22 protein-coding genes are annotated in these 24,184 nt (G+C 71.6%); 7 read left to right on the top strand and 15 right to left on the bottom strand.

The genetic code is table 11. The annotated features are described in order from the left end of the window. Positions 1–50 precede the first annotated feature (50 nt). The 5 genes from C1701_RS16500 to ald form a co-directional block, all read right to left on the bottom strand. On the bottom strand, positions 51–902 hold the full coding sequence (locus C1701_RS16500) for an ABC transporter permease (protein WP_026419116.1): 852 nt from the start codon (positions 900–902) through the stop codon (positions 51–53). Further along, positions 902–2,137, bottom strand: coding sequence for an ATP-binding cassette domain-containing protein (locus C1701_RS16495; protein WP_026419115.1), 1,236 nt, complete (start codon positions 2,135–2,137; stop codon positions 902–904). Before C1701_RS16495 ends, C1701_RS16500 begins: the two co-directional genes overlap by 1 nt. Positions 2,138–2,518: 381 nt before the next feature. Continuing rightward, positions 2,519–3,166 carry a hypothetical protein gene (locus C1701_RS27535; RefSeq protein ID WP_337661738.1) on the bottom strand — a complete coding sequence of 216 codons (648 nt, stop codon included), beginning with the start codon at positions 3,164–3,166 and terminating at the stop codon, positions 2,519–2,521. After that, positions 3,159–3,311: a hypothetical protein gene (locus tag C1701_RS16485; RefSeq protein ID WP_245588829.1), complete on the bottom strand. Its 153-nt coding sequence runs from the start codon at positions 3,309–3,311 to the stop codon at positions 3,159–3,161. Before C1701_RS16485 ends, C1701_RS27535 begins: the two co-directional genes overlap by 8 nt. Before the next feature lie 428 nt (positions 3,312–3,739). Then, positions 3,740–4,858 (bottom strand): alanine dehydrogenase, encoded by a 1,119-nt coding sequence (gene ald, locus C1701_RS16480; RefSeq protein ID WP_030105232.1) that lies wholly within the window; start codon positions 4,856–4,858, stop codon positions 3,740–3,742. Between the two features lie 222 nt (positions 4,859–5,080). Here ald and C1701_RS16475 point away from each other — a divergent pair, with 222 nt between their 5' ends. Further along, entirely contained in the window at positions 5,081–6,259 is a 1,179-nt protein-coding gene (locus C1701_RS16475; protein WP_026419113.1) for an MFS transporter, read from the top strand. Between the two features lie 181 nt (positions 6,260–6,440). Here the strand turns inward: C1701_RS16475 and C1701_RS16470 are convergent, their stop codons facing one another. Together C1701_RS16470 and C1701_RS16465 are read right to left on the bottom strand one after the other, a co-directional pair. Beyond that, the gene (locus C1701_RS16470; RefSeq protein WP_026419112.1) at positions 6,441–6,866 is read right to left on the bottom strand and encodes an SSI family serine proteinase inhibitor; all 426 of its coding nucleotides are present in this window, start codon (positions 6,864–6,866) and stop codon (positions 6,441–6,443) included. Positions 6,867–7,087: 221 nt separating this feature from the next. Further along, positions 7,088–8,029 carry an SGNH/GDSL hydrolase family protein gene (locus C1701_RS16465; RefSeq protein ID WP_030105230.1) on the bottom strand — a complete coding sequence of 314 codons (942 nt, stop codon included), beginning with the start codon at positions 8,027–8,029 and terminating at the stop codon, positions 7,088–7,090. Positions 8,030–8,180: 151 nt separating this feature from the next. Here C1701_RS16465 and C1701_RS16460 point away from each other — a divergent pair, with 151 nt between their 5' ends. Then, positions 8,181–9,395, top strand: a complete 1,215-nt coding sequence (locus C1701_RS16460) for an acetyl-CoA C-acetyltransferase (RefSeq protein ID WP_026419110.1) — start codon at positions 8,181–8,183, stop codon at positions 9,393–9,395. A 310-nt stretch (positions 9,396–9,705) separates the two neighbouring features. Here C1701_RS16460 and cutA read toward each other — a convergent pair whose 3' ends face one another. From cutA to C1701_RS16430, 5 genes are all read right to left on the bottom strand, one after another. Then, positions 9,706–10,017: a divalent-cation tolerance protein CutA gene (gene cutA, locus C1701_RS16450; RefSeq protein ID WP_245588828.1), complete on the bottom strand. Its 312-nt coding sequence runs from the start codon at positions 10,015–10,017 to the stop codon at positions 9,706–9,708. Between the two features lie 232 nt (positions 10,018–10,249). Next, a complete protein-coding gene (locus tag C1701_RS16445; protein WP_103056170.1) occupies positions 10,250–10,582 on the bottom strand; it encodes a hypothetical protein in 333 nt (110 codons plus the stop codon). Positions 10,583–10,866: 284 nt separating this feature from the next. Further along, positions 10,867–11,145, bottom strand: a complete 279-nt coding sequence (locus C1701_RS16440) for a hypothetical protein (protein WP_026419106.1) — start codon at positions 11,143–11,145, stop codon at positions 10,867–10,869. Positions 11,146–11,431: 286 nt separating this feature from the next. Continuing rightward, positions 11,432–13,036, bottom strand: a complete 1,605-nt coding sequence (locus tag C1701_RS16435; protein ID WP_155886151.1) for a hypothetical protein — start codon at positions 13,034–13,036, stop codon at positions 11,432–11,434. A gap of 343 nt (positions 13,037–13,379) precedes the next feature. Further along, positions 13,380–14,012 carry an SACE_7040 family transcriptional regulator gene (locus C1701_RS16430; RefSeq protein WP_245588827.1) on the bottom strand — a complete coding sequence of 211 codons (633 nt, stop codon included), beginning with the start codon at positions 14,010–14,012 and terminating at the stop codon, positions 13,380–13,382. Between the two features lie 126 nt (positions 14,013–14,138). Here C1701_RS16430 and C1701_RS16425 point away from each other — a divergent pair, with 126 nt between their 5' ends. From C1701_RS16425 to C1701_RS16415, 3 genes are all read left to right on the top strand, one after another. Next, the gene (locus C1701_RS16425; RefSeq protein WP_026419103.1) at positions 14,139–15,737 is read left to right on the top strand and encodes a carboxyl transferase domain-containing protein; all 1,599 of its coding nucleotides are present in this window, start codon (positions 14,139–14,141) and stop codon (positions 15,735–15,737) included. A 74-nt stretch (positions 15,738–15,811) separates the two neighbouring features. Beyond that, positions 15,812–17,911: an ATP-binding protein gene (locus C1701_RS16420; protein WP_026419102.1), complete on the top strand. Its 2,100-nt coding sequence runs from the start codon at positions 15,812–15,814 to the stop codon at positions 17,909–17,911. Positions 17,912–17,948: 37 nt separating this feature from the next. Then, positions 17,949–19,100 (top strand): acyl-CoA dehydrogenase family protein, encoded by a 1,152-nt coding sequence (locus C1701_RS16415; protein WP_026419101.1) that lies wholly within the window; start codon positions 17,949–17,951, stop codon positions 19,098–19,100. Here C1701_RS16415 and C1701_RS16410 read toward each other — a convergent pair. After that, complete coding sequence (locus C1701_RS16410) at positions 19,075–19,812, bottom strand: hypothetical protein (RefSeq protein WP_026419100.1); 738 nt, start codon at positions 19,810–19,812, stop codon at positions 19,075–19,077. The two genes, C1701_RS16415 and C1701_RS16410, sit on opposite strands and share 26 nt — an antisense overlap. A gap of 517 nt (positions 19,813–20,329) precedes the next feature. Here C1701_RS16410 and C1701_RS16405 point away from each other — a divergent pair. Beyond that, a complete protein-coding gene (locus C1701_RS16405; RefSeq protein WP_035292205.1) occupies positions 20,330–21,322 on the top strand; it encodes an LLM class flavin-dependent oxidoreductase in 993 nt (330 codons plus the stop codon). Between the two features lie 69 nt (positions 21,323–21,391). On the opposite strand, the gene C1701_RS16400 is transcribed toward C1701_RS16405, so the two are convergent. Both C1701_RS16400 and C1701_RS16395 read right to left on the bottom strand, forming a co-directional pair. Further along, positions 21,392–22,150 (bottom strand): alpha/beta fold hydrolase, encoded by a 759-nt coding sequence (locus C1701_RS16400; protein WP_026419099.1) that lies wholly within the window; start codon positions 22,148–22,150, stop codon positions 21,392–21,394. Positions 22,151–22,596: 446 nt separating this feature from the next. Next, a complete protein-coding gene (locus C1701_RS16395; protein WP_245588826.1) occupies positions 22,597–23,334 on the bottom strand; it encodes an IclR family transcriptional regulator in 738 nt (245 codons plus the stop codon). A 286-nt stretch (positions 23,335–23,620) separates the two neighbouring features. On the opposite strand from C1701_RS16395, the gene C1701_RS16390 reads away from it, so the two are divergent. Continuing rightward, positions 23,621–23,977, top strand: a complete 357-nt coding sequence (locus tag C1701_RS16390) for a hypothetical protein (RefSeq protein WP_155886150.1) — start codon at positions 23,621–23,623, stop codon at positions 23,975–23,977. The last annotated feature ends 207 nt before the right edge of the window (positions 23,978–24,184 follow it).

Genomic DNA, 24,184 nt, shown 5'->3' with positions numbered 1-24,184 from the left:
AGCCGGGGAGAGCCGCCGGCCCCCGTCGTGGGGCCGGCGGCTCGCGCTCGTCAGGTGACGTCGCGCTTCTGGTTGAGCAGCCACCCGAGCAGGACGAACAGCGCCGCCCACCCGAGGAAGGCCAGGCCGCTGAGCCACCAGTCGTTGAACTGCCCGCTGACGCCGGCCGCTTCCAGGTCGCCGCGCACCTCCGGCGGGATGTCCGCGGTCCCCGCATGGGTGCTGACCACGGAGAACAGCTGGGCCATCGCCAGGCCGAGCAGGGCGAAACTGCCGGAACCGTTCGGCAGGTACGGGCTGACCGCGCTCCCACCCATCTCGGAGAACAGGCTGACCAGGATGGTCTCACCGAGGAGCGTGTAGATCGGGATGATGAGGACGACCCCGACCTGGTTGCCGACGAGCGCGCCGAAACCCACGCCCAACAACGTCCAGAGCACCATCAGGACGATGCTGACCAGGCACAGCAGCAGCCAGTCACCCACCGCGGGGAAGCCGTCACCGTAACCGACGAAGGCGCCGAGGGAACCCGTGATCGCGCAGACCACACCGTAGAACGCGCCGACCGCGGCACAGCTGACGAGCTTCGCCCCGAGCACGGCGGCCCGGGAGTCGGCGGTCAGGAACGTGGTGGTGATGGTCTTGTGCCGCAGTTCACCGGACATCGACAGACCGCCGAAGATCGCGCCGAAGACCGTGGCCAGGTTGAAGCCCGCCGCGTACATCAGCCCGGCGATCGGAACGGAGTCGCCGCCGAACTCGGCCGCGCTGCCCGCGAAGGAACCCACGGCGCCGCCGAACCAGGCGAGGAAGAAGGTGAACAGCGCGGCGGGAATGAGCAGTGCCCACCACAGGTTCACCGTGAGGATCTTGCGGAACTCGGAGGTGATGAGCCGGCCCATCAGGCGTTTCCTCCCTGGTTGCCCTCGGAGGGGTCCCCGCCGGGCGGTTGCTGTTCCGGGCGAGCCTGGTCACCGGTGGGGGGTGACTGGTAGCCGGGGGGCGGTTGGTACCCCGGTGGCTGGTAGCCGGGTGGTGGTGAGTAGCCGGCCGGTGGCTGCTGGTACCCCGGTGGCGGCTGCTGGTACCCGGGTGGCGGCTGGTAGCCGGCCGGGGGCTGCTGGTAGCCCGGGGGCTGCTGGTACCCGGCCGGCGGCGGGGGACCGCCGAACCCGCCGGGTTGGCCCGGTCCTGGTGGCTGCTGGGTGTAGAGGTTCTGTTGCGCGCCGCCGTACTGGCCGCTGGTGAGCTGGAAGAAGATCTCCTCGAGGTCCGCCTTGTCCTCCTGGATCCCGTAGACGGCCACCCCGGCGTCGCGGGCGATGTCGGCGACCCGCCTCGGATCGGCGCCGCCCATCACGGCGAGGGTCCCGTCCGGGGTGGTCTCCAGGTTGGTCAGGTTGGCGGCCCGAAGCGCCTCCACCAGCTTGTTGGGGTCGTCCGCCCTGACCAGCACGCGGCTGGGACGGGTGGCCCGCAGGTCGTCGAGGCCGCCGTAGTAGACGGTCTGACCGCGGCTGACGATGATGAGCTTGTCGACGGTCTGTTCGACCTCGCGGAGTTGGTGGCTGGAGACGAGCACGGTCCTGCCGGCGGCGGCGAAGGACCGCATGAATCCACGCAGCCAGGCGATGCCCTCCGGGTCGAGACCGTTCGCCGGCTCGTCGAGGACGAGGACCTGCGGGTCACCGAGCAGCGCGGTGGCCAGCGCCAGGCGTTGCCGCATGCCGAGGGAGAACCCCCGGACGCCGCGCCGGGCCGCGACCCCGAGCCCCACCTGGTCCAGGGCCCGGTCGGCGGCCGAGTCGGGCAGCCCGATCGCCGCCGCGTAGCAGCGCAGGTGGTTCCGCGCGTTTCGGGTGGGGTGGAAGCTCTGGGCCTCGAGGACCGCGCCGACCACTCGGGCGGGGTTGGTGATGTCGTCGAAGCGGAGCCCGTTGATGGTGGCGACGCCCGCGGTGGGTGTCACCAGTCCCAACAGCATCCGCAGGGTGGTCGTCTTCCCGGACCCGTTGGGGCCAAGGAACCCGGTGACCGAGCCGGGCTCCACGGTGAAGTCGAGGTTCTGCACCGCCGTGACAGGACCGAACTGTTTCGTCAGGCCCTGCACAACGATCCGGCCTGTGCCGTCGTGCACGGATTCCTCCTCGTCGCCGCGCGGCTGAACGCGCTCATCCTGCCGTACGGGGCGGTTCCCCGGTGGGCGGTCGTGGGTACCGGGCCGGGTGGGGGCCGGTGGGAGTACCGACCGTGCCGGGGCGGTGTCGAGGAGTGAACCCGCCGGGTGCCGAGCGGGTGCGGTCGGGCGGGTGCTCGAGGGGCGCCGCCGGGGCCCGTCCTGGCGGCGTTCCCGTCACCCCGAGCAGCCGAGTCGGGGCTCGTCGTCCCGGGCGGAGCGGTGTGCGGCGGCGTTCCCGGCCGCACCGCGTCGTGCGTCAGCCCGGTGACGACGGAGGTCACGGCTCTCGCCACCGCCCTCGGGCACGTGTCCCTCGTGCCGGGGGATGGCGAGCCGCTCTCAGCCGTTCGGTGAGAGGCGTCGCATCAGCCGCGACTGGCGCTCCATCACGTTCGCCCGGTGGATGCGGGTGCTGTCGGTCTCGAGGTGCCCGCCCACCGGGCTGGCGAACACGTGGCCCTGCCCCGGGGAGGTGGACGTGCTCTCGGCACTGGCGGCTTCGGCGGCTTCCTGGTCGCTCGCCGGCCAGGCCGGAGCGGTGGGGGAGGGCGCGTCGTCCGGCCAGGGCGGTCCCGGTGCCCCGGATCCGCCGGGAGTGGTGGGGGCTGGGGTCACCGGGAGGGGGTGTTCGGGTTCGTGGGTCGGGCTCATGCGGTGCGGCGGCGTTCCCCTGGCCGACCCTCGCCCGAGGGAACCGAGGGGGCCCCGGCGCGGTCGTTGCCCACCCCCGTCCCCGATCAGGTGACGGTGGGCCATGAGCCACACCTTGCAGGGCCAGCGGCGGCGCCGCCAGCCACCCGGGCAGGCGCGGCAGCGCCCGTCGTCGGCCGGTTGGTGCACGGTGAGCAGGAGTCGCCAGCCGTCGGCCAGGCGTCGCAGTTCCGCCCGGGCCAGCGGCAGCAGGGTGTTCTCGTCGTCATGCTCGGCGGCGCGGTCGAGCATCGCCAAGCGTTCCATCACCGCCTGGCGCAGCGCCTTCTCAGTCACGTTCATCTCCGTCGTGGTCCCTCGTGGTGACGGCGGCGCGGTCCAGCGACCGCCGTAGGGAGCGCGTCTGCTGGGTGGACAGCACCGCGCTCGCCCCGGGGGGTGCGACCAGGAGTACGTCCTGGTCGTCGACCAGCACGGTCACCGATCGGTCCCGGCCGAAGGGGTCGTGGCAGGCGATCAGCCAACGTCGTCCCCCCGGCGGCCGCCCGGCCTCGTCCGTCCGCCCGTGACGGATGGGCCGCGCGGTGTGCGACGGGTGAGCTGTCGGGTCGACCGAGGCGTTCACTGAGCAGTCATCGGCCACGAGATGAAAATGATTCAGTCTTCCGGTGGAGGTTCACTCGATCGGGCGCTCTCGGATGGGCTAAAGGTTGGTAGTCGGGTGATCTTCTCCGGATACACCACGACCTGGTCAACACAAGCCGTACCGAGCGACTAGACTTGACGGTGGCGGCCCGCTCCCGGTGACCCCCAGGCCGGTTGAGCGGGCCGCCCCTGTGCCGCGATGCGTCGCGACCTCGTGCCAAGCGTGATGCCGGTACGGCGCCGCCTCGGCGCCCCGCCCTTCCGTCACCCGCCCAACAGGCGCTCCGGCTCGACCCACTCCATCCCGTGCGCCTCAGCGACCGGCCGGTTCGTCAACGCCCCCTCGTGGGTGCTCAGCCCGTGCGCCAGGTCGGGGTCCCGCCCCGCCGCCCCCCGCCAGCCGTGCTCCGCCAGTGCCAGCACGTGCGGCAGCGTCACGTTCGTCAGCGCGTGGGTGGACGTGTGGGGAACCGCGCCCGGCATGTTGGCCACGCAGTAGAAGACCGAGTCGTGCACCCGGAAGGTCGGCTCGTCGTGCGTCGTCGGGCGGGAGTCAGCGAAACAACCACCCTGGTCGATCGAGATGTCCACCAGCACCGAACCCGGCCGCATGCGCGCCACCAGGTCGTTGTCGACCAGTTTCGGGGCCTTCGCGCCCGGCACCAGCACGGCGCCGATGACGAGGTCGGCGGACAGCACCGACCGCTCCAGGGTGTACCGGTTCGAGGTGATCGTGCGCAGCCTTCCCCGGAACTCGCGGTCGATCGAGCGCAGCCTGTCGACCCTGGTGTCGAGCAGCTCGACGTCGGCCTGCATCCCGAGCGCGATGGAGGCCGCGCTCAGCCCGGCGACACCGGCGCCAATGACCGTCACCTTCGCGGGTGGGACGCCGGGAACGCCGCTGGGGAGTACGCCCCGGCCGCCGGCGGGCCGCAGCATGGCCCCGACAGCCACCATCGGGGCGAGCCGGCCCGCGACCTCCGACATGGGCGCGAGCAGCGGCAACGTGCCGTCGGGGGCCTGCACGGTCTCGTAGGCGATGCCGGTTACACCGCTGTCCACCATCGCCGAGGTGAGTTCCCTGCTGCTGGCCAGGTGCAGGTAGGTGAAGAGCACCTGGCCGGCCCGCAACAACGGGTACTCGGACGGAACGGGTTCCTTGACCTTGAGGACCAGGTCACCGCTGGCCCACACGTCCTCCGCGGTGTCGAGGATCTTGGCGCCGGCGGAGTGGTACTCGGCGTCGCTGATCGCGGAGCCCTGCCCGGCCCCGGTCTCCACCAGCACGTCATGACCCAGCCCGGTGAGTTCGAGCACACCGGCGGGGGTGAGCGCGACCCGGTACTCGTTGTTCTTCACTTCGCGGGGAACGGCGATCTTCACGGTGTTTCCTTCCGTCGGATGGCGGCGGGTCGGCGGGCGGCGACCGGTTGCCCGCGGCCCGCCGTCGGTCCCGCGATGCCGGTTGGTGTTCGGCATCGCACGGGTGAGTCGAACGTATCGCCGGTCACACGGGTGCGACTAGAAGCGAAGTAACCCATTCGCGGGGCGCTCACACCACCCGGACCAGCCGAACGGACGAGGGGACGAGCTACCGTCAGGCACGTGAGCACCAGGGAGACGCGGAGCGAGCCACCCGCAGCCGAGGCCACCGGCGTGTGGAGCCGGCAGATGATGTTGCTGCTGGCGACGACGTTCGGTGTCTTCTCCAGCTTCTACCTCCTGCTCTCGGTGGTGCCCCAGTTCGCCGCGGCGAACGGGGCGGCCGAGGCGCTCGCGGGCGCGACGACCGGCGTCTACATGTTCGCGACGGTCGGCCTGCAGGTCTTCATGCCCCGGCTGCTCGTCCGGTTCGGGTACCGGACCCTGTTGTTGTCGGGTGCCGTGCTGCTGGGAGCGCCGGCGTTGCTGCTGATCGCGTCCTCCCGGATCGATGTGGTCCTCGCCGTCTCAGCCGTGCGCGGCCTCGGCTTCGGCATCGTGACGGTCGCCTGCGCCGCCCTGGTCGCCGAGCTGGTGCCACCACGGCTGCGGGGCAAGGGCTCCGGCCTCTACGGCGGCGCCGTCGGACTGGCGGGACTCGGCGCGCTGCCGCTGGGGGTCTGGATGGCCGAGCACCTCGGCTACGAGACGGTGTTCCTGACGGCTGGGCTGGTGCCGCTCGTCTCCCTGTTCGCCGCGATCGGCCTGGCCGCGCCCCGCCCGGTGCGGGGCCAGGAGGCGGGCGGTCTGCTCCGGGCCTTCCGGACCGGCGCGCTGCGTCGCCCCTTCCTGGTGTTGACGATGACCGCGGTGGCCTCGGGAACGGTGGTGACCTTCCTCCCCCTGGCGGTCACCGGAGCCGGAGCCGCTCTCGTGCCGGCGGCGCTGCTCGCCCAGCAGGCCTTCGCCACCGGGGGGCGGTGGGCGGCGGGACTCCTCGGAGACCGGTTCGGCAACGGACGGCTGTTGGTGCCCGCCGTGGTGTCGGCCGGTGCGGGCGTCGGCGCGGTCGTGCTCGGGGACCAGCCGGTGGTGCTCCTCACCGGAATGGTCCTGTTCGGACTCGGCTTCGGCGTCGTGCAGAACGCCACCCTGGTGATCATGTTCCAGCGGGTCGAGCGGCGGAACTACGGGCTGGCGAGCACGCAGTGGAACATCGGCTTCGACGCGGGCACCGGCCTCGGCGCGGTCGCCATCGGCCTCGTCGTCCAACAGGCCGGCTACGGTGCCGGATTCATGGTGGTCGCCCTGCTCGTGCTCGCCGTGCTGCCGGCGGCCTGGCCCGACCGGGCGGCCCGCTGAGCACCTGGGCCCGGGCGGGAGGGGCCGGGCTGTTCACCGAGGTGGGTGCGCGGCGGCCGGCTTCCCGCGCCAGGGCAGGCCCGGCGCCGGGCCGTGCGGCATCGCGGGGAGCGGGTCCTCGCGGCCGCTGGCACGAACGCGCCGGCCGACGGGATGTCGACCGGCGCGCTCGGAGCTCGGCTCAGAACTGGAACAGGGCGCCGGTGCCGGCGGCCATCGTGCAGGAGTTCGACCACTCGGTCTCGTAGTCCACCGGCACCCCCGCCACCGTCCCCCGCGCGGAGACGGCGACGGGCTGGTAGATCATCGTGCACAAGGCGTTGCCGTCGCCTCGGATCGCCTCGAGGTCACCCCCGGAGTCCCGGAGCTCGGCGCAGGCCGCCTCCGCGTTCGGGTGGTCGCCCCCGTCGGGGTCGCAGGTGAGCAGGACGGTCCTGCCCAGGGGGGACTCGTCGGCCTTCGCCGGGGTGACCGGACGCACGTTCAGGGTCAACACGGTCGAGGCCGGTCGCGAGGCCGCCGGCTCGCTGCCGGCGGCGGGAGCCGCGCCGCCGAGAAGGGCGCTGCCCGCGAGGAGCGAGCTGACGACCAGGTGGTGCAGAGCCATGTCGGTAGTCCTCCGTGTGTGGTGAGGGCGTTGTCGTGCCCGCCAGTGGATGGCGGCGGGTTTCGTGCCGGCGGGGGCAAATCGGGTCTACCTGTTCGCCGATCCGGCCGCGAGGCAACCACGGAGTAACTACTCGTTCGGGTTTAACTCGTTCGTGTATCGGGGCGCAGAGTGACGGCAGTCGGCGCGAATGTGGGCGACTGCCGCCACCGCGACGTGATTCAGTCCAGCGCGGGAATGGTGGTCCGGGCGGACAGTTCCGCCTGGATCATGTCGGCAACGGCCGCCATTCCGAGTTCGTTGGGGTGTACGGGGAAGGCCGGACTCGTGGGGAGGACGCCCTCCACCCACTTCACGCCCTTCGGCTGGCACCAGTCGTGGCCCTGCGAGGCACCGTAGGTGTCGACGAAGACCGCGCCAGCCCGGTCGGCGGCCGAGGCGAGCATGGCGTTGAGTGCCTGGTGCACGCCGTCGAGGAAGGCCGTGTCGCCCCGCGCGATCGGTACCCGGGGGAAGCAGCCACCAGTGGCGGGCACGATCGTCTGGTACCCGACGACCAGCACCGTCGCCGACGGGGACCGGTGCGTGATCTCGTCCAGTGCCCGGTCGATCAGCGGCGCGGTGTCCTCGATGCGGTCCAGCAGCTCGTTCCCGCCCCCGCCGGTGTAGTGGCGTTCGCACGGGTTCCCGGTGGGCGCGGTGACGCTCCGCGTCGCGCAGGTCAGGACGATGTCGCTGAAGCCGATGTCGTTGCCACCGATCTGCAGCGTGACCAGGTCGGTGTCCGGCCGCAACGCGTCGAGCTGGGGAGCGTTGCGTCCAGCGAGGACGTTCTGGGGCTCGTGCAGGTCCACGGTGGTCGCGCCACTGCAGCTGGCGTCGGTGAAGGAGTTCACGTCGAGGGACGCCCGGAGCACCGCCGGGTAGTTCCTGGTGGACCGGAAACAGCCGAGCGGGTTGAGCTGTGGATAGGGGATCAGGGGACCGGCGGTGAAGGAATCGCCGAGTGCGACGTAGTGGTGGTGGGATCGGTCGTCCCGCACGAGGTCGGGCGTTTCGGCCGACGCGGCCGGGGCGAGGAGAACACCGGAGAACAGGATGGAGAGTGCGACCGCGAGTGGGGTGCGTACTCCGCGCGGCGGTGAGCGGAAGAAACGGGTCATCGCGACTTCCTTGCCTGAAAGGAGGAATGTCCTTGTGATCGTGACCTTCGGGTGGGGTGGTGTCAACGATCAGCCGGAACACTCGCCCGAGATGGCTACTGAACGGTAGCTTGTGGAGGCCAGGGAGCGTCCAGGGAGCGGAGGCGGTGACATGACGGCCGAGGCGTTCGTCTACGAGGCGGTGCGGACCCCGCGCGGTCGGGGCAAGCGGACGGGAGCCCTGCACGGTGTTCCCCCGGTCGAGTTGGTGGTGGGGCTCGTCGAGGAGTTGCGCCGGCGGGCACCCGGCCTGGACCCCGCGTTGGTCGAGGACCTGGTCCTCGGAGTGGTCACCCCGGTAGGGGACCAGGGGGGCGACATCGCCAAGACCGCCGCCCTCCTCGCGGGCCTCCCCGAGACCACGGCCGGAGTGCAGCTGAACCGCTTCTGCGCCTCGGGCCTGGAGGCGGTCAACGTCGCCGCCCAGAAGGTCCGCTCCGGCTGGGAGGGACTGGTGCTGGCCGGCGGGGTGGAGTCGATGTCCCGTGTCCCGCTGGGTTCTGACGGCGGTCCGTGGGCCAACGACCCCGAGACCATGCGGCGCACGGCGTTCGTGCCCCAGGGCATCGGCGCGGATCTCATCGCCACGATCGAGGGTTTCGACCGCGCCGCGGTCGACGGGTACGCCGCCGAGTCGCAGCGCCGGGCCGCCGAGGCCCGGGCCGCGGGGTTGTTCGACCGCTCGCTCGTTCCGGTGCGGGACCGTGACGGCCGGGTCCTGCTCGACCAGGACGAGCACCCCCGGGAGGGAACGACCGTGGAGGCGCTGGGAGAACTGGCCCCCGCCTTCGCCGAAGTGGGACGCGACGGCGGTTTCGACGCGGTCGCCCTGGGCCGTTACGACTCGCTGTCCGAGGTCCACCACGTGCACACGGCCGGGAACTCCTCGGGGATCGTCGACGGTGCTGCGCTCGTCCTCGTCGGGAACGAGGAGGTGGGCGAACGGATCGGCCTGCGGCCGAGGGCCCGGATCCTCGCGGCCGGGGTCAGCGGGGCCGATCCCACGATCATGCTGACCGGCCCGGGCCCCGCCGTCGACCGGGCGCTGGACCGGGCGGGGCTCACGATCTCCGACATCGATCTGGTGGAGATCAACGAGGCATTCGCCGCGGTGCCCATGAAGTTCACGAGGGACTACGGCCTTTCCCCGGAGCGGGTGAACGTGGTCGGAGGCGCGATCGCGCTCGGCCACCCGTTGGGCGCGACCGGGGCGATGCTCCTGGGAACGGTCCTCGACGAGTTGGAGCGGCGGCGGCTGCGGTACGGGCTCGTCACGCTGTGCGCGGGCGGGGGGATGGGCATCGCCACGGTGGTCGAACGGGTCTGAGGAAGCCCGCCGTCGCCGGTCGGACGCCTGCCGTCATGGTCGCCCAGCCCGTGGCGGGGATCCCTTTCGCCTCCCCGGGACATCCTCGGCGTCTCGACGGCCCCCCGAAGGTCGATGGCGGTGCGGTGGGAGCCGCGGCGCGGGAGTGGAGGCAGGCCCGAGGGGACCTCGTGTCCGCCGGGGCCCGGGTCGCCGCCTGGCGGATGGGCGGCCCCGCCGACGGAGGAACTGGCACGTCGTCCCTCGGCGGCGACGTCAGCGGCGGTCCGGCGTGACGGGGGCCCTCAGCACCAACACCGGGTCCGGGAGCTCAGAGGTCCTCGGGTGCGGCCTGCGCGCTCACCCAGTTCAGGTAGTCCTCGTTGCCACCGATGATCGGCGTCGCCACCACCTCGGGGACCTCCCGGTCATGGATCGCCTCGATGTGGTCGGTGAGGTCGGTCAACCGGGACATCACGGTCTTCACGACGCACTGCCACTCCTGCGTGACCTGGATCAGGCCCGCCCAGCGGTACACGCTGCTGATCGGACCCAGCACCTGGGCGCTCGCGCCCAGGCCCGTCTCGACGATGTCCCTGGCGAGCCGGAGCGCGGTGTCCTCGGAGTCGGTCGTGGTGGTCACCTGGCAGTAAGCGGAGGGCAGAGCCGGATCGTTCGGGACGGCCGCCCCCGGCTGTAGTGGTTCGGGAATCGACACGCGCTGCTCCGTTCGGGTGGACGCGAACTGTCAGGGCCTCATGGTGGGGCTCCCCCGCGCACCCGGCAATCCGCGACACCCGGGCGTGGACGTGCGGAAGGGCGCCGGTCCGAGCGGACCGACGCCCTTCCGGGTGTCCTGCCGTGGGCAGTGCCGATCAGAAGCCGGCGTGGTGCGAGCCGTACCCGCCGTGCGGGGTGCCCTTGCCCTCGTGGCCTTCGTGCTCGAACTCGAGCTCGACCTTGTTGTGGTCGAGGATCGGCGCGTTGGTGCAGTCGCTGAGCTGCGGGGACGCGATCGGCACGATCACGCCGATCACGGCGGCCACGTTGTTGCCGCACAGCTGCACCGGCACGGCGCTGATGTTGTTGTCGTTGATCAGGTTGATGCCGTCGTTGTCCGCGGAGTCCGCGAACGCGGTGGCACCCAGCGTCATGACGCCGAGGGCGGCACCGGCGAGGCCGCCGGCGAGACGAGCGGAGGTGCGCATTGGTGGGCCTTTCGATCTGGTGAAACGTGCTTGGTGTCGACCGTCGCCGCCGGAGTGGGCGAGAGCCGGGAGCTCCCGGTGCGCGGCCGGCCGTGTGATTGACGGCCGGCCGCGCACGACAGGAGTTGCTTTGGGGTGGCGGCAGCGTTTCTTTCGTCGGAAGCGCAGTAACGGTGACGCGCATTTCCGGCGGAAAGCTCCCACCGGGGCCTTACGGAAGACGGCGTTGTCGGTCAGCCGGCTGAGTCAGCTGATCCGGGGCGTCTCGCCTCGGCCGGGTTGTGTCACTTGCCGTGCTCGACCTCGACCTCGACCTTGTTGTGGTCGAGGATCGGGGCGTTGGTGCAGTCGCTGATCTGCGGGGAGACCAGCGGGACGATGACGCCGATCACGGCGGCGATGTTGTTTCCGCAGGCCTGGATCGGCACGGCGCTGATGTTGTTGTCGTTGACGGCGTTGATGCCGTCGTTGCCCGCGGCGTCCGCGAACGCGGGGGCGCTGAAGGCGAGAGCACCGAGCGTTGCCGCCGCGGTGGCGCCTGCAATACGAGTCGAGGTACGCACTGGTGTGCCTTCCTTCAGGAATTACGTGTGAGTGTCTGGCAGCGTCTCTGGGGAGGGCTCCCGCTGAGGCGCTGGGGGGATTCTGCCCCAACTTCGACCGGTAATTCATCCCCGTCCGGCAGAATTGTGGGTTCTGTACCTGAAAGAGTGAATCTTGGTATTTTTCCCACGGTGGCCTCCTGGCTGGGAGGTGCTTGGTAAAAGGCGTACCCGGGAATGTGGTGCGGGCAGCACCAACCGGGCGAAGGGCCTATTCGCCCTTCGCCCGGTGGTTTCCGCGTGTGATTCAGTCGAGCGGCAGCGTTCCCGTCATCGGAGCGAATCCGGCCGCGTGGGACAGGACGTTCTGGGCGGTGCCGAGCACCCCGGAGGACTCGTTGTGCTGCGTGTCCGCCGCGGCGGGCAGCACCTGCGGCCGCTCGGCCGGGTCCTGCGCGGCCTCGGCGCCCCCGGCCGCCGCCTGGGGCTGGTCCGCCGGTGCTGGCAGGGTCTGCGGCGTCTCGGGCGACCGCTCGGTCCGGAGGGGCAGCGTCGGGAGGGTGCGGTCGGGCAGCAGCCGCTCCGTCGTCGCGGCCTCGCCCACGGGGAGGCTGGAGGCGAGTTCCGGCAGGTCGACCCCGGAGAGCAGGCGGCCGGTGGCGGCCGTTCCGTTCTCCACCACGGAGTGCGGGATCTCGGAGACCTGCTGGTCCGCGGTGGCGGCTGGCGTCTGACCGGGCAACCTGGGCAGTCCGAGGTCGGGCAGCCTCAGGTCCGGCAGGATGCGGGCGTTCGTGTCGCCGCCGGCCTGCGTCCCGCCGTCACCTGGGGCCTCCTCCTGGCCGGGGAGGAGGTCGAGAACCCCGGAGAGGTTGTCGGACAGGGTGGTGACGGTGCTGGTCATGGGGGTGGACGGCTCGTCGGCCTCGCCTGGCGTCTGCTCCTGGCGAGCGGCCGATGCCAGCCCGGCGAGGCCGTCCTGCGGCACGTCGAAGCGGTCGGCGCCCGGAAGGCGGTCGACGAGGCCCCTCGCGGCGGGCGCCGTTCCGCTCACGTGGGCTCCGGCCGCGTCCGCTACTCCGCGCAGCGCTCCCGCCGTCTCCCCCAGGGTCCCGGCCGCGTCCAGCTCGGACAGGTTCCGCCGGGCCTGGCCAGCGGTCTCGCCCAGCCCGGAGGCCGTGCTGCGCAGCGTCTCGCCGCCACCCGAGACGACCCGGTCCGCGGCGGGGCCCACCACCGGCAGCTCCCGCACCGGTGGGGTGGAGAGGAGGCGGTGGACCTGGAGCTGCTGGGTGGCCTGCCCCACCTGCTGGGTGACCGGGTTCAGGTTCAGCTCGGGGTCGAGGTTGTAGCCCTCGACGGCCGTCACCTCGACCGCCGTGTCCACGGCGGAGAAACCCGAGTGCACCTCGGGGCGCTCCCACACGTGGGCGTGGACGAGCTTCTCGGACTTGGTGTCCTCCAGCAGGCCGATGTTCTGCGGGGCGACACCGACCTCGATGTCCGGCCTGGTGCGGGTCAGGCCGGAGAGTTCGTTGAGCTGCTCGCCGATCGCCGTGGTGAACGCCGAGGTGGCCCCTGGCTCGAGCGGGGACTGGGGGGACTGGGCGTCCCGCGCGAGGCCGTGCGCGATCGCCTCGACGGCGTGGCCCGGCGCCGTGAGGACGTTGGGCACGCTGAGCTTGGCCTCGGTGTCGAGGCAGGGAACGACCTCGGTGCCGAAGGGGTGGTAGACGAGCGGGCCGCAGGTGTTCAGCGGCACCTCCACGCCGAGCTCCTTGGGGACGTAGGGAAGGTCCGTCGTCCCGTCGGTGTGCTCGGCCGCGGCGGCGGCTCCGGTGCCGGCGCCCGCCGCGGCGAGGCCGGCCGCCATCACCGCGGCCTTCAGAGTGCGCGAGGTCCTGGAAGACAAGGGGGGTTTCTCCTCGGTGTCGTCGCGAGTGCTGGGGTGGTGGGGCCCGGACCGGACGGACCGACTGCCGGCGCTCTGCGGTGGTCGCGGCGCCAGCGCGCTCCTTGGTCGGCAACGGTTTGAGTGGGGCACTCACCTCGTGCGGGCCGCCACCGCACCCGAGCATGATCGACGTCGTTCCCGGGGCCGTTGAAGTTCGATGCGGAGAAAACCCTCGTTCGAGCGAGGAAAATGACCTGTTCTAGTTAACGAGCTGGGCGTGGCGGGGGCGCGACGCGCCGAGGCGTCCCGCCCTCCGGCGGAACCGGGTGACCGGGGCTGGAGCGGTGTGCGGATCCAGCTGTCAGGATGCTTCCCCGCCGGTGGCGATGGCCTCGGCGAGTGCCGCCTCGGCCATGCGGCGCAGCAGGAGGGCCATCGTGGTCGTGTCGACGCCGTTCGCGCTGTGCGGAGTGGAGTTGAGCAGCCCGAAGACCGCGTGGGTGGCGGCGCGGAGCCGTTCGGAGGGCGCCCCGGGGGCGAGCCGGGTCAGGACGTCGACCCACTCCTCCACGTAGCGGCGTTGCGCCGCCCGGATCCGGCGGCGGTCGGCGGCGGGGACGCTGTGGAGTTCGCGGTCGTGGACCCGGATCAGGGCGGGTTGGGCCAGGGCGAACTCCACGTGCCAGGTGAGCAGCGTGGTGAGGGCGTCCTGGGGTGAGGTGGCGCCCGCGACCCGGCGGCGCCCCTCGTCGAGCAGCCGGTGGCTGATGTCGAGCAGCATCTCGCTCAGGACCGACTCCTTGTTGCGGAAGTGCCGGTAGAGGGCGGGGCCTGACACCCCGACCGCCTTGCCGAGGTCCTCCATGGAGACCCCGAGGAACCCGCGTTCGGCGAAGAGCGGGGCCGCGGCCGCCAGGATGGCCTCGCGGCGGCTGCTCGCACGGCGTGCCGGCGGCGGTGTCCGGCGTTCCGCCTCGGAGTCGTCGTGGTCCACCCGCCCAGGGTAGACGAGGGTGTTAACGAGCATTAACATTCGCGGGAGCCCGGGTTAACGCTCATTAACGTCGTCGGCGGTCCCCCGTCGAGGATCGGGAGGCTGGGAGTGACGGACATCGACGTCCTGCGCAGCACCTGCGACCGCGCCGCCGCGTCCTACCGGCGCAACAGGGACGCGCACCTCGCCCTGGTCGCCGAACTCGACGACCGGCGGGCCGCCGCGGCCCTCGGCGGCCCGGAGAGCGCGCGGGAACGCCACCTGGCCCGGGGCAAGCTCCTGCCACGTGAGCGGGTGAACGCACTGCTGGACCCGGGTTCGCCGTTCCTCGAACTGTCACCGCTGGCGGCCCACGGGTTGTACGAGGGCGCGGCGCCGGCGGCCGGGGTCATCACCGGTGTGGGGCGGGTCTCGGGCCGCGACTGCGTGATCGTCGCCAACGACGCGACGGTCAAGGGCGGCACCTACTACCCGATGTCGGTGAAGAAGCACCTCCGGGCGCAGGAGGTCGCGCTGCACAACCACCTGCCCTGCCTCTACCTCGTGGACTCCGGTGGCGCGTTCCTGCCCGCCCAGGACGAGGTGTTCCCCGACCGCGAGCACTTCGGGCGGATCTTCTACAACCAGGCGACCATGTCCGCGCTGGGCATCCCGCAGCTGTCCGCGGTCATGGGTTCCTGCACCGCGGGCGGGGCGTACGTACCGGCGATGAGCGACCAGACCGTCATCGTTCGGAACCAGGGCACGATCTTCCTCGGGGGGCCGCCCCTGGTGAAGGCGGCCACCGGCGAGGAGGTCAGCGCCGAGGACCTCGGCGGCGGCGACCTGCACGCCCGGGTCTCCGGGGTCACCGACCACCTCGCGGTGGACGACGCCCACGCGCTGCGGTTGCTGCGGGGCGTGGTGGACACCCTCGGTCCGGCGTCGCCGCCACCGTGGGACACCCGGCCGCCCGAACCGCCGGCCGTGGACCCGGACGACCTCTACGGCATGGTCCCGGTCGACCCGCGTGTCCCCTACGACGTCCGGGAGGTCATCGCCCGGCTGGTCGACCGCAGCGAGTTCGCCGAGTTCAAGGCGGACTACGGACCAACCCTGGTCACCGGCTTCGCCCGGCTGCACGGGCACCCGGTCGGCATCATCGCCAACAACGGGGTGCTGTTCTCGGAGTCCGCGCTCAAGGGCGCCCACTTCGTCCAGCTCTGCGACCGGCGGGGGATCCCCCTGGTCTTCCTCCAGAACATCAGCGGCTTCATGGTGGGCCGCGAGTACGAGGCCGGTGGCATCGCCAAGCACGGTGCCAAGATGGTCACCGCCGTGGCCTGTGCCCGGGTCCCGAAGCTCACCGTCGTCATCGGTGGTTCGTTCGGCGCCGGGAACTACAGCATGTGCGGGCGCGCCTACTCCCCCCGCTTCCTCTGGATGTGGCCCAACGCGCGGATCTCGGTGATGGGCGGTGAGCAGGCCGCCTCCGTGCTCGCCACGGTTCGCCGCGACCAGCTCGAGTCCCGGGGTCAGGAGTGGTCCTCGGCCGACGAGGAGGCTTTCCGCGCGCCGATCCGGGCGCAGTACGAGGAGCAGGGCAGCCCCTACTACTCCACGGCGCGGTTGTGGGACGACGGGGTGATCGACCCGGCCGACACCAGGACCGCCTTGGCACTCGGGCTGTCGGCCGCCGCGAACGCGCCGCTGGCGCCGGTGAGCTACGGCGTCTTCCGGATGTGACCGGCCGGCCGGCGCCACCGGTTCCTGGCGAGTGCCGGGGCCGCCGTTGTGAGCAGGGAGGACCTGACGTGCGAGTGACGGACACCGTGCTGGTGGCCAACCGGGGAGAGATCGCGGTGCGGGTGATCCGCACCCTGCGGGCGACCGGTCGGCGGGCGGTCGCGGTGCACACCGAGGAGGACGCCGAGGCCCCGCACGTGGGGGCGGCCGACGAGGCCGTCGCCCTCACCAGCGGGGACGGCGGCCCGGCCACCTACCTGGACGTGGACGCGGTGCTCGCCGCCGCCCGCCGGAGCGGGGCCGGCGCCGTGCACCCCGGCTACGGGTTCCTCGCCGAGAACGCCGGGTTCGCCTCGGAGTGCCGTCGTGCCGGGCTGGTCTTCGTCGGTCCTTCCCCGGACGCCATCGACACGATGGGGGACAAGATCCGCGCGAAGGCCGCCGTGGCGGCCGCCGGGGTGCCGGTGCTCCCCGGGGTCGCCGAGGACCCAGCCGCCCCCCTGACCGACCAGGAGTGGCGGGCGGCGGTGGGGCGCGTCGGGCTCCCGATCCTGCTCAAGCCCTCGGCGGGTGGGGGAGGCAAGGGCATGCGGCTGGTCCGCGACCTCACCGAGCTGCCCTCGGCCGTGCGGAGCGCGCGTCGGGAGGCGGTGGCGGCCTTCGGGGACGGGACCCTGCTGGCCGAGCGGTATGTCGAGAACCCCCGGCACGTGGAGATCCAGGTGATCGGGGACTCCGCCGGTTGCCTGGTCCACCTGGGGGAGCGGGAGTGCAGCCTCCAACGGAGACACCAGAAGATCGTGGAGGAGGCTCCCTCGCCGGTGCTGAGCGACGTGACCCGGGCCGCGATGGGCGAGGCCGCGGTCCGGGTCGCCCGCGCCGTCGACTACGTGGGCGCCGGCACCGTGGAGTTCATCGTCGGTGGCGACCGGCCCGACGAGTTCTTCTTCCTGGAGATGAACACCCGCCTCCAGGTGGAGCACCCGGTGACCGAGCTGGTGACCACGGTGGAGGGGCGTCGGGGGGTGGACCTGGTGGCCCTGCAGCTCGGGGTCGCCGACGGTGCCGGTCTGCCCGGGCTGCTCGGGGTGGCGACGGACGGCCGGGGTCCTGAGGCGGAGGAGGCGGTGCGGGCGGCGCTGGGCACGAGCGGGCACGCCGTGGAGGCCCGGGTGTACGCGGAGGACCCGGCCCGGGGGTTCCTGCCCACGGGGGGGCGGGTGCGGGTGCTCCGGGAACCGGGGGGCGAGCACGTGCGGGTGGACTCGGGCATCGCGACCGGGGTCGACGTCGGCACCGGGTACGACCCCATGTTGGCGAAGGTCGTGGCGTGGGCACCGAACCGCCGCGAGGCCCTGAGCCGGCTCGACCGGGCGCTCGGCGAGCACACCGTGCTCGGCGTCCGGACCAATGTCCCCTTCCTCCGGGCACTGCTCCGGGACGCCGACGTGGTGGCCGGTCGGTTGTCCACCGGGCTGGTGGAGCGCTTCGTCGAGGGGGAGCGCCTGCCGACCACTGATCCACCGGGCGAGGTGCTGGTCGCGGGCGCCCTGTGGTGCCAGCTCGACCGGGAACCGGCCGGTCCGGTGGCCAGCAGGTTCGCCCTGCCCGACGGCTGGCGCTGGGGTGGTCCGGCGGCGACGCCCTGGTGGCTCGGGGAACCGGGGCGGCCCGCGCACCGCGTCCTCGTCACGGGTGGGGCCGAGGACGCGGCGGTGTCGGTGGGCGGGGCTGACCCGGTGCGGGGTGGCGCGCGGCTCGACGGCACCGAGCTGACCGTGCGGGTGGACGGCCGGACCCGGGTGTACACCGTGGCGCGGGAGGGGGGCAGGCGGTGGCTCGCCTGGGCGGGCGGCACCTGGGAACTGGTGGAGCGCGAGCCGTTGGCCGCGGTGTCCTCCCCGGCGGCGACCACGGCGGACGGGCAGGTGCGGTCACCCATGCCGGGAACCGTGTTGACCGTGGGGGTGGCCGTGGGGGACCAGGTGGTGGCCGGGCAGGAGCTGCTGGTGGTCGAGGCGATGAAGATGGAGCACACCGTCACGGCACCGGTAGCGGGGAGCGTGGCGGCCCTGCTCGTCCGGCCGGGCAGCCGAGTGGCTCTCGACGAGGACCTCGCCGTGGTCGACCCGACCTCGGCGACCGCACCGTCCGGTGATCCCGGACCGGTGTGACGGGACAACCCACCACACGAGGACAGGGGAGCGGCCGATGCCCGACTACCGGTTGGACGAGGAACACGAGCAGCTGCGAGCCACCGTCGCCGAGTTCGCCAGGGACGTCGTGGCGCCGGTGATCGCGGGGTACTACGAGCGGGAGGAGTTCCCCTACGACATCGTCCGGGGCATGGGCGAGATGGGCCTGTTCGGCCTGCCCTTCCCCGAGGAGTACGAGGGGATGGGCGGGGACTACTTCGCGTTGTGCCTGGCCCTGGAGGAGCTGGCCAGGGTGGACTCGTCCGTGGCCATCACCCTGGAGGCGGGGGTGTCGTTGGGCGCGATGCCGATCTACCGGTTCGGCACCGAGGACCAACGCCTTCGCTGGCTCCCCGACCTGTGCTCCGGTCGTCGGCTGGCCGCGTTCGGGCTGACGGAGTCGGACGGCGGTTCGGACGCCCAGGCCACCCGGACCAGAGCCAGCCTGGAGGGCGGGGAGTGGGTGGTGAACGGCTCCAAGGTGTTCATCACCAACTCGGGGACCGACATCACCTCCCTGGTGACGGTCACGGCGGTGACCGGCCGGTCCGAGGCGGGCAACGAGATCTCGGCGGTCGTCGTGCCCTCGGGCACTCCCGGCTTCACGGTAGCCGGTCACTACTCGAAGGTGGGGTGGAACGCCTCCAACACCTGCGAGCTCGCCTTCGCCGACTGCCGCGTCCCCGAGGCCAACCTGTTGGGTGAGCGCGGGCGGGGCTACGCCCAGTTCCTGCGCATCCTGGACGAGGGCAGGATCGCGATCGCCGCGCTGGGCGTCGGCCTGGCGCAGGGCTGCGTGGACGAGAGCCTGCGCTACGCGAGGGAGCGAACGGCCTTCGGGAAGAACATCGGTTCCTACCAGGCCATCCAGTTCAAGATCGCTGACATGGAGGCCCGCGCGCACACGGCGCGGCTGGCCTACTACGACGCCGCCGCGCGCATGTCGCGGGGTGAGTCGTTCAAGAAGCAGGCCTCGATCGCCAAACTGGTGAGTTCGAACGCCGCGATGGACAACGCGCGGGAGGCGACGCAGATCTTCGGTGGGTACGGCTTCATGAACGAGACGCCGGTGGGCCGCTTCTACCGGGACGCCAAGATCCTGGAGATCGGCGAGGGGACCTCGGAGGTGCAGCGGATGCTGATCAGCCGGGAGATGGGGTTGCGCTGAGCGTGGTCGGCCCGTCCTGGTCGCCGTCCGCCCTGGCGGGCAGGTGGTGGGCCAGGACGGGGCTGATGTCGGCCACGACCGAGCAGGCCTGGTCCGTGCGGGCCACCTCGTCCTCCTCGCCCTCGGGGGCCGGGTCGCTCCCGGTCCGGCCGACGGCGACCATGAGGCTGACGGTCGCGTCCTCCGCGACGTCGATGTCCATCCGGCACATGCCGTCGGCGTAGCGCAGCAGCCTGGCGTCGAACGGGTCGGCGGTGGTCGGCTCGATGCTGGTCACGTCACCGGTGTAGGCGTTGGCGATCCCGTGGTGGGGGTCGACGACCACGCCGAGTTCCCAGGTCTGGCCGGGGTGGGTGGTGCCGTCGACGAGGATGCACAGTCCCAGGCCGCGTTCGTTCTCCTCGTGGACCGCGAACCCGTTGACGCCGGCCGCTTCGGCCAGGCCGTCGACGAAGAGGTCGCACGCGCTGCTCGCGGGGTAGTCGGGATGGCCGGTACCGGTGGGGGTTCCGGGGGGAACGCCGTTCACGTCCGCGCTGGCGGCGATCTGGGGGAGCTCGGGGGGAGGCGGGGCGGCGGGCGTTCCACCGGCGACGGCGCTGCCCGGCGAGGTGCTGGTGCAACCGGCCACCGTGGCCGCCGCGAGCGCGAGCAGCAGCGGGGCCGCCGGGCGCGGCGTGGGCCTTCCCCCTGGTCCACTCGGATGGGTCACGATCGCATTGTGCCTGATCCGGCGAGGAGATCCCCCGCGAAAGGGTGAACCAGGCGGCTCGGGGGCCGGAGGAACCGCCCACTCCATCACGGCTTGTGCGGAACGTGGCACCCGCTGCTGCCCAGCCGTGCGAGAAACCGCCGAAGCGGGTGGGGAACCGGGTGGAGCCATTGACAGTGCGAAGTTCAGCCGGCACTGTCTGTTCATATTGTGCTTATCTCATGCACTATGTGAACAGGAGAGTGTGGTCGGCATGCCGGATCACGGGACCCGGTCATGGCGTTCGGAGTTCTCCTCCGGAGCTGCCCGGAGGTGGCCTCGGAAGAAAGCCGCCTCCCCGGAGGGCGAGTGAACACCAGGGCGCTCCACCCGCCACCATGGGATGGGGAGCCCCGCCGTCGATCGGCGGTTCCGGGGCGGTGGTCGTTCCCGTGACTCCGCGCCCCTTCCCGTTCCCCGCCGACTCTTCCGCTTCTCGACGTCGAAGGCCGTCCCTGCCCGGAAAGGACACGCCGCAATGAAGCTGAGCATCTTCTCGGTCACCGACCACCATCCGAGCCTGGGCCGGAGTATTTCCGATTTCTACGATCAGCTGCTCGACGAGATCGAGCTCGCGGACCAACTGGGTTTCGCCAACTACTTCGTGGCCGAACACCACTTCCACGAGTACGGGGTCGTGACCTCGCCGCCGGTGCTGTTGGCCGCCGCCGCTCGGCGGACGAACCGCATCGGGCTGGGAGCGGCCGTGGCGGTGTTGCCCTTCCACAACCCGCTGGTCCTCGCCGAGGAGTACGCGATGCTGGACCAGCTGTCCGGCGGGCGGTTGGCGCTGGGTGTGGGGTCGGGGTACCTCGAGCACGAGTACGCGGGTTTCGGGATCGGGAACTCGGAGAAGCGGGTCCGCTTCGACGAGGCGCTGGAGGTCCTGACGAAGGCGTGGACCGGGGAGCCGGTGACGTACCACGGCCACTACCACCACGTGGACGACGTGCGGATCGCGGTCACCCCGCTCGCACCGCCACCGTTGTGGGTGGCCGTCATCCGGGCCGAGGCCGCGTACCACGTGGGGCGGCAGGGCCGGAACGTCATGCTGATCCCCTACGCCACGGCCACCGATATCAGCGACCTCGGGACCATCGTGGACAGCTATCGCAGGGGGTACGCCGAGTCCGGGGCGCCTGGCAGGGGTGAGGTCGCGGTCGCCCTGCACACCTACGTCGGGGACCGACCCGACGTTCGATCCGAGGTGGGGCCGGCGCTGGCGCAGTACACCGACAGCCGCCTCTACCACCGCAGCCGGCGCAGTTACGACCAGCTCACCGACGCGGGCCTGGTGCTCTTCGGCGACCAGGACGAGGTGCGGGAGCGCGTGGAGAAGCTCAGCGGGCTCGGCGTGGGGCACCTCCTGGCGTTGACCAACTTCGGCGGCATGCCGTCGGAGCTGGCGAACGCGTCCCTGCGGCGGCTGTCCACCCTGTTGCCGACGGCGGACGAGCGCGACCCGGTCTGAGCCGGCCGGTGGACCGTGCGGCGAGCCCCACTGCCGCACGGCCCCGGCTCCCCCGGAGCGCGGACGGGCTCAGCTGGCGAGGAACTCCTCGATCCGGGTGACCGTGATCAGGGGCGCCTCCTCGATCGCGTAGTGCCCGGCGTTGCGGAACAGCTCCACCCGCGCGTTGGGGTGGTGACGTGCCCAGGTGTCCCGGAGCATCCCCGCGCTGAGCGCCGGATCGTGCTCACCCGCGATGAGCAGCATCGGAGTGGTGTCACCGCTGATCTTCTGCTGGAAGTCGTTGCGCGCCCAGTCGCGCAGGTACTCCGCGAAGGCGGTCACCGTCGAGCGGTCCAGCGAGCGGCGGACCATGTCGTCCAGCCACCGCCCGCTCAACCGGCCCCCGGTGGTCATGTCGATGATCGCCCTGCGGTTCGCCGCGCTCTCGGCCGCACCCGAGAACAACTCCCAGGTCCGCTCGTCGAGGGGTACGCCCGAGGCGGGAACGGGGGACACGCCGACGATCTTGCGTACTCGCTCCGGCGACTCGGCCAGCACCGACGCGGCCACCTTCCCGCCCATGGAGTGGCCGACGAGGGAGAAGTTCGGCCACCCCAGCGAGTCCGCGACCGCGAGCACGTCGGAGGCGGTCTCGGCAGTCGTGTGCTCGCCGGCGATCCGCATCGCCTCGCCGTACCCCCGGTAGTCCATGAACGCCCAGGTGAAGCGGTCGGTGTCCAGCTGCGGCGTGATCGCCTCGAAGGCCGACCGATCTGATAACCAGCCGTGCAGCGCCAGCACGTGGTGCGGGCCGTCACCGAGGACGTCGTGCGGGAGAACAGCCACAACAGCTCCTGTTCTGCTGACCGGGGTGGGGTCGGCGGACACATTCGGGCTGGGGTCTTCCGTCTCGGTCGAGCCGGACTGGGTCAGGCCGGACAGGGCGAGCCGGACTGGGTCGTGAGATCGGACGGGCGGAATCGCTGATCATGCCAGGATTGGACTCCTGGCCAGTGAAGTCAATCCTGCGGTCGGAGCCTTTGGCCGATGTGGACGGGACGCCACGAATCACCCTGCGTGATCCCGCGGTGGAGGGCCGACGACGGCCGCGCCTCCAGGGGACGAGGAGGTTTCCGCTGGGAGGGAGGCAGACGAACCCCGACAGGCCGCCCTGCTCCGCGCGGGTGGTGGCCCGTCACGAGTACGGGGGCGAGGCGAACCCGACGGGGTGAAGCGTCGTCCACGCCCCGTGTCGACTCGGGTGGGTTCCGGGGCCCGGTACCCGCCCAGAGTCACCCCCGGATCCCCGTGACCGTGCGTCCGAGCCGTTTGGCGACGCGGAGCACCTCGGGGGCGACCGCTGCCTCGGCCAGCGTGCCGATCGAGACGATGCCCACGCTCGCCACGGCGAGGCCGTCGGAGGGAGCGATGGGGGCCGCGAGTCCCCAGGCGCCCGGTTGCAGCTCCCCGCTGGTCACCGAGTAGCCCCGTTCCCGCGCCGCGGTGACCTCCGCTCGTTCGTCGAGCTTGGCTGGTCGCCCCGCCAGGATCGCCATGCCGGCGGCTCCGAGCCCCGCCTCGTGCCGGGTCCCGACCCGGTAGGCGACGTGGGTGAAGGTGCGCGAGGGTTCGGTGACCGCGACGACGACGCAGCTCGTCTCGCCGTCGAGCACGGTGACGAACGCGGTGGCACCGCAGTTCTCGGCGAGGGTCCGGAGCTCGGGGGCCAGCGCGCGCCGCAGGTGTGGCAGCACGGCGGTGCCGAGTTCGAGGACGCCGAGCGCGAGTTGGTAACGGCCCCGTTCGGTCCGGGTGACCAGCCGGTTCGACTGGAGGGTGCCGATGAGCCGGTAGACGGCGGTGCGCTCGATGCCCAGCGTCCTGGTCAGTTCGGCGTGGGTGAGGCCGTCGGGGTGGTTTCGCAGGGCCCACAGGATTCGCAGTCCGGTGTCGAGGGTCTTAGCTCCCGGAGGAGGTGCGGAATCAGCCGGCGATCCTGTCGAAACGGGTCGCCGGTCTTCGTTCAGCACGTCGGCCACTCCCTCTCTTGGATGATCTTTCCTGGGAATTCGATGGCAAATTATTGTGCACTATCTACGCAAACCGACTTTCGGGACGGTGTCTCCCGCCATTTCCGCTGATCATCGCGGTTTGTCCTCGGCTGGCGTTCATGGCTTCCGAAACCAATTCATGTGGTGCACAATATGAACTAGTTGGGTAGAATGTGCACGGTGTGGCATCATCGCCCCAGGCGATCGGCAGCGACCCGGAGCGCCGTCCGGAGTCGCGCCGAAGTCGAGGTGGCGAGGAGGGGTCATGGCGATTACCCGGGAGCAGGCGCTTCGCGAATATCCGGAGCTTTCCTGTCTCGCGCTCATCAAGGAAGCCGGCTGGGATTTCGAGCTGATGACCGACGATGCCGGTGAGCTGTCCTGCGTGGTCGGCTACCGGCGGGAGAAGCAGTACCTCGACGCCGTCTACGTCTACGACATGACCGACACGGTCGCCGTCCGGATGGTCCTCGACCAGGCGGGCAGCCGGGGCGGCATCGTCTGGCAGCGCGGCGGGCACCTGGCCGACACCCTCAACGAACTGCTCGAACTTCCCCCACCCGACCTCTGGTTGTCCCCGTTGATCGCGGCTCCCGCGCCCCGTTCGGGCTGCCTCAGCTGAACCACCGCCAACCCGGGGCGGCGAAGACGATGTCCCCGTCGTCTCTCCCGCGCCTCACGCCTCCCCGGGTCGTGCGGAACGCGGTTCGGTGCCGTGCCGCCCCCCGCCCGGCACCGAACCGCCCCAACTCGGTCCGCCGTCGACGATCCCCGCCTCCCCCCCGTCGGCGGCGGACCCGAGTTGTCGCGCTGGTACGTCACCCGCTCA

The sequence above is a fragment of the Actinoalloteichus sp. AHMU CJ021 genome, from assembly GCF_002895405.1.
Taxonomy (GTDB): Bacteria; Actinomycetota; Actinomycetes; order Mycobacteriales; family Pseudonocardiaceae; genus Actinoalloteichus_B; species Actinoalloteichus_B caeruleus.
This window is presented reverse-complemented; position numbering and strand designations above follow the sequence as displayed.

What these genes read in the sequence shown, in the direction of transcription:
- C1701_RS16390 (WP_155886150.1), top strand. Translation starts at nt 23,621, where the DNA reads ATGGCGATTACCCGGGAGCAGGCGCTTCGCGAATATCCGGAGCTTTCC.
- C1701_RS16465 (WP_030105230.1), bottom strand. Translation starts at nt 8,029, where the DNA reads ATGACCCGTTTCTTCCGCTCACCGCCGCGCGGAGTACGCACCCCACTC.
- C1701_RS16415 (WP_026419101.1), top strand. Translation starts at nt 17,949, where the DNA reads ATGCCCGACTACCGGTTGGACGAGGAACACGAGCAGCTGCGAGCCACC.
- C1701_RS16460 (WP_026419110.1), top strand. Translation starts at nt 8,181, where the DNA reads ATGACGGCCGAGGCGTTCGTCTACGAGGCGGTGCGGACCCCGCGCGGT.
- C1701_RS16500 (WP_026419116.1), bottom strand. Translation starts at nt 902, where the DNA reads ATGGGCCGGCTCATCACCTCCGAGTTCCGCAAGATCCTCACGGTGAAC.
- C1701_RS16405 (WP_035292205.1), top strand. Translation starts at nt 20,330, where the DNA reads ATGAAGCTGAGCATCTTCTCGGTCACCGACCACCATCCGAGCCTGGGC.
- C1701_RS16470 (WP_026419112.1), bottom strand. Translation starts at nt 6,866, where the DNA reads ATGGCTCTGCACCACCTGGTCGTCAGCTCGCTCCTCGCGGGCAGCGCC.
- C1701_RS16445 (WP_103056170.1), bottom strand. Translation starts at nt 10,582, where the DNA reads ATGCGCACCTCCGCTCGTCTCGCCGGCGGCCTCGCCGGTGCCGCCCTC.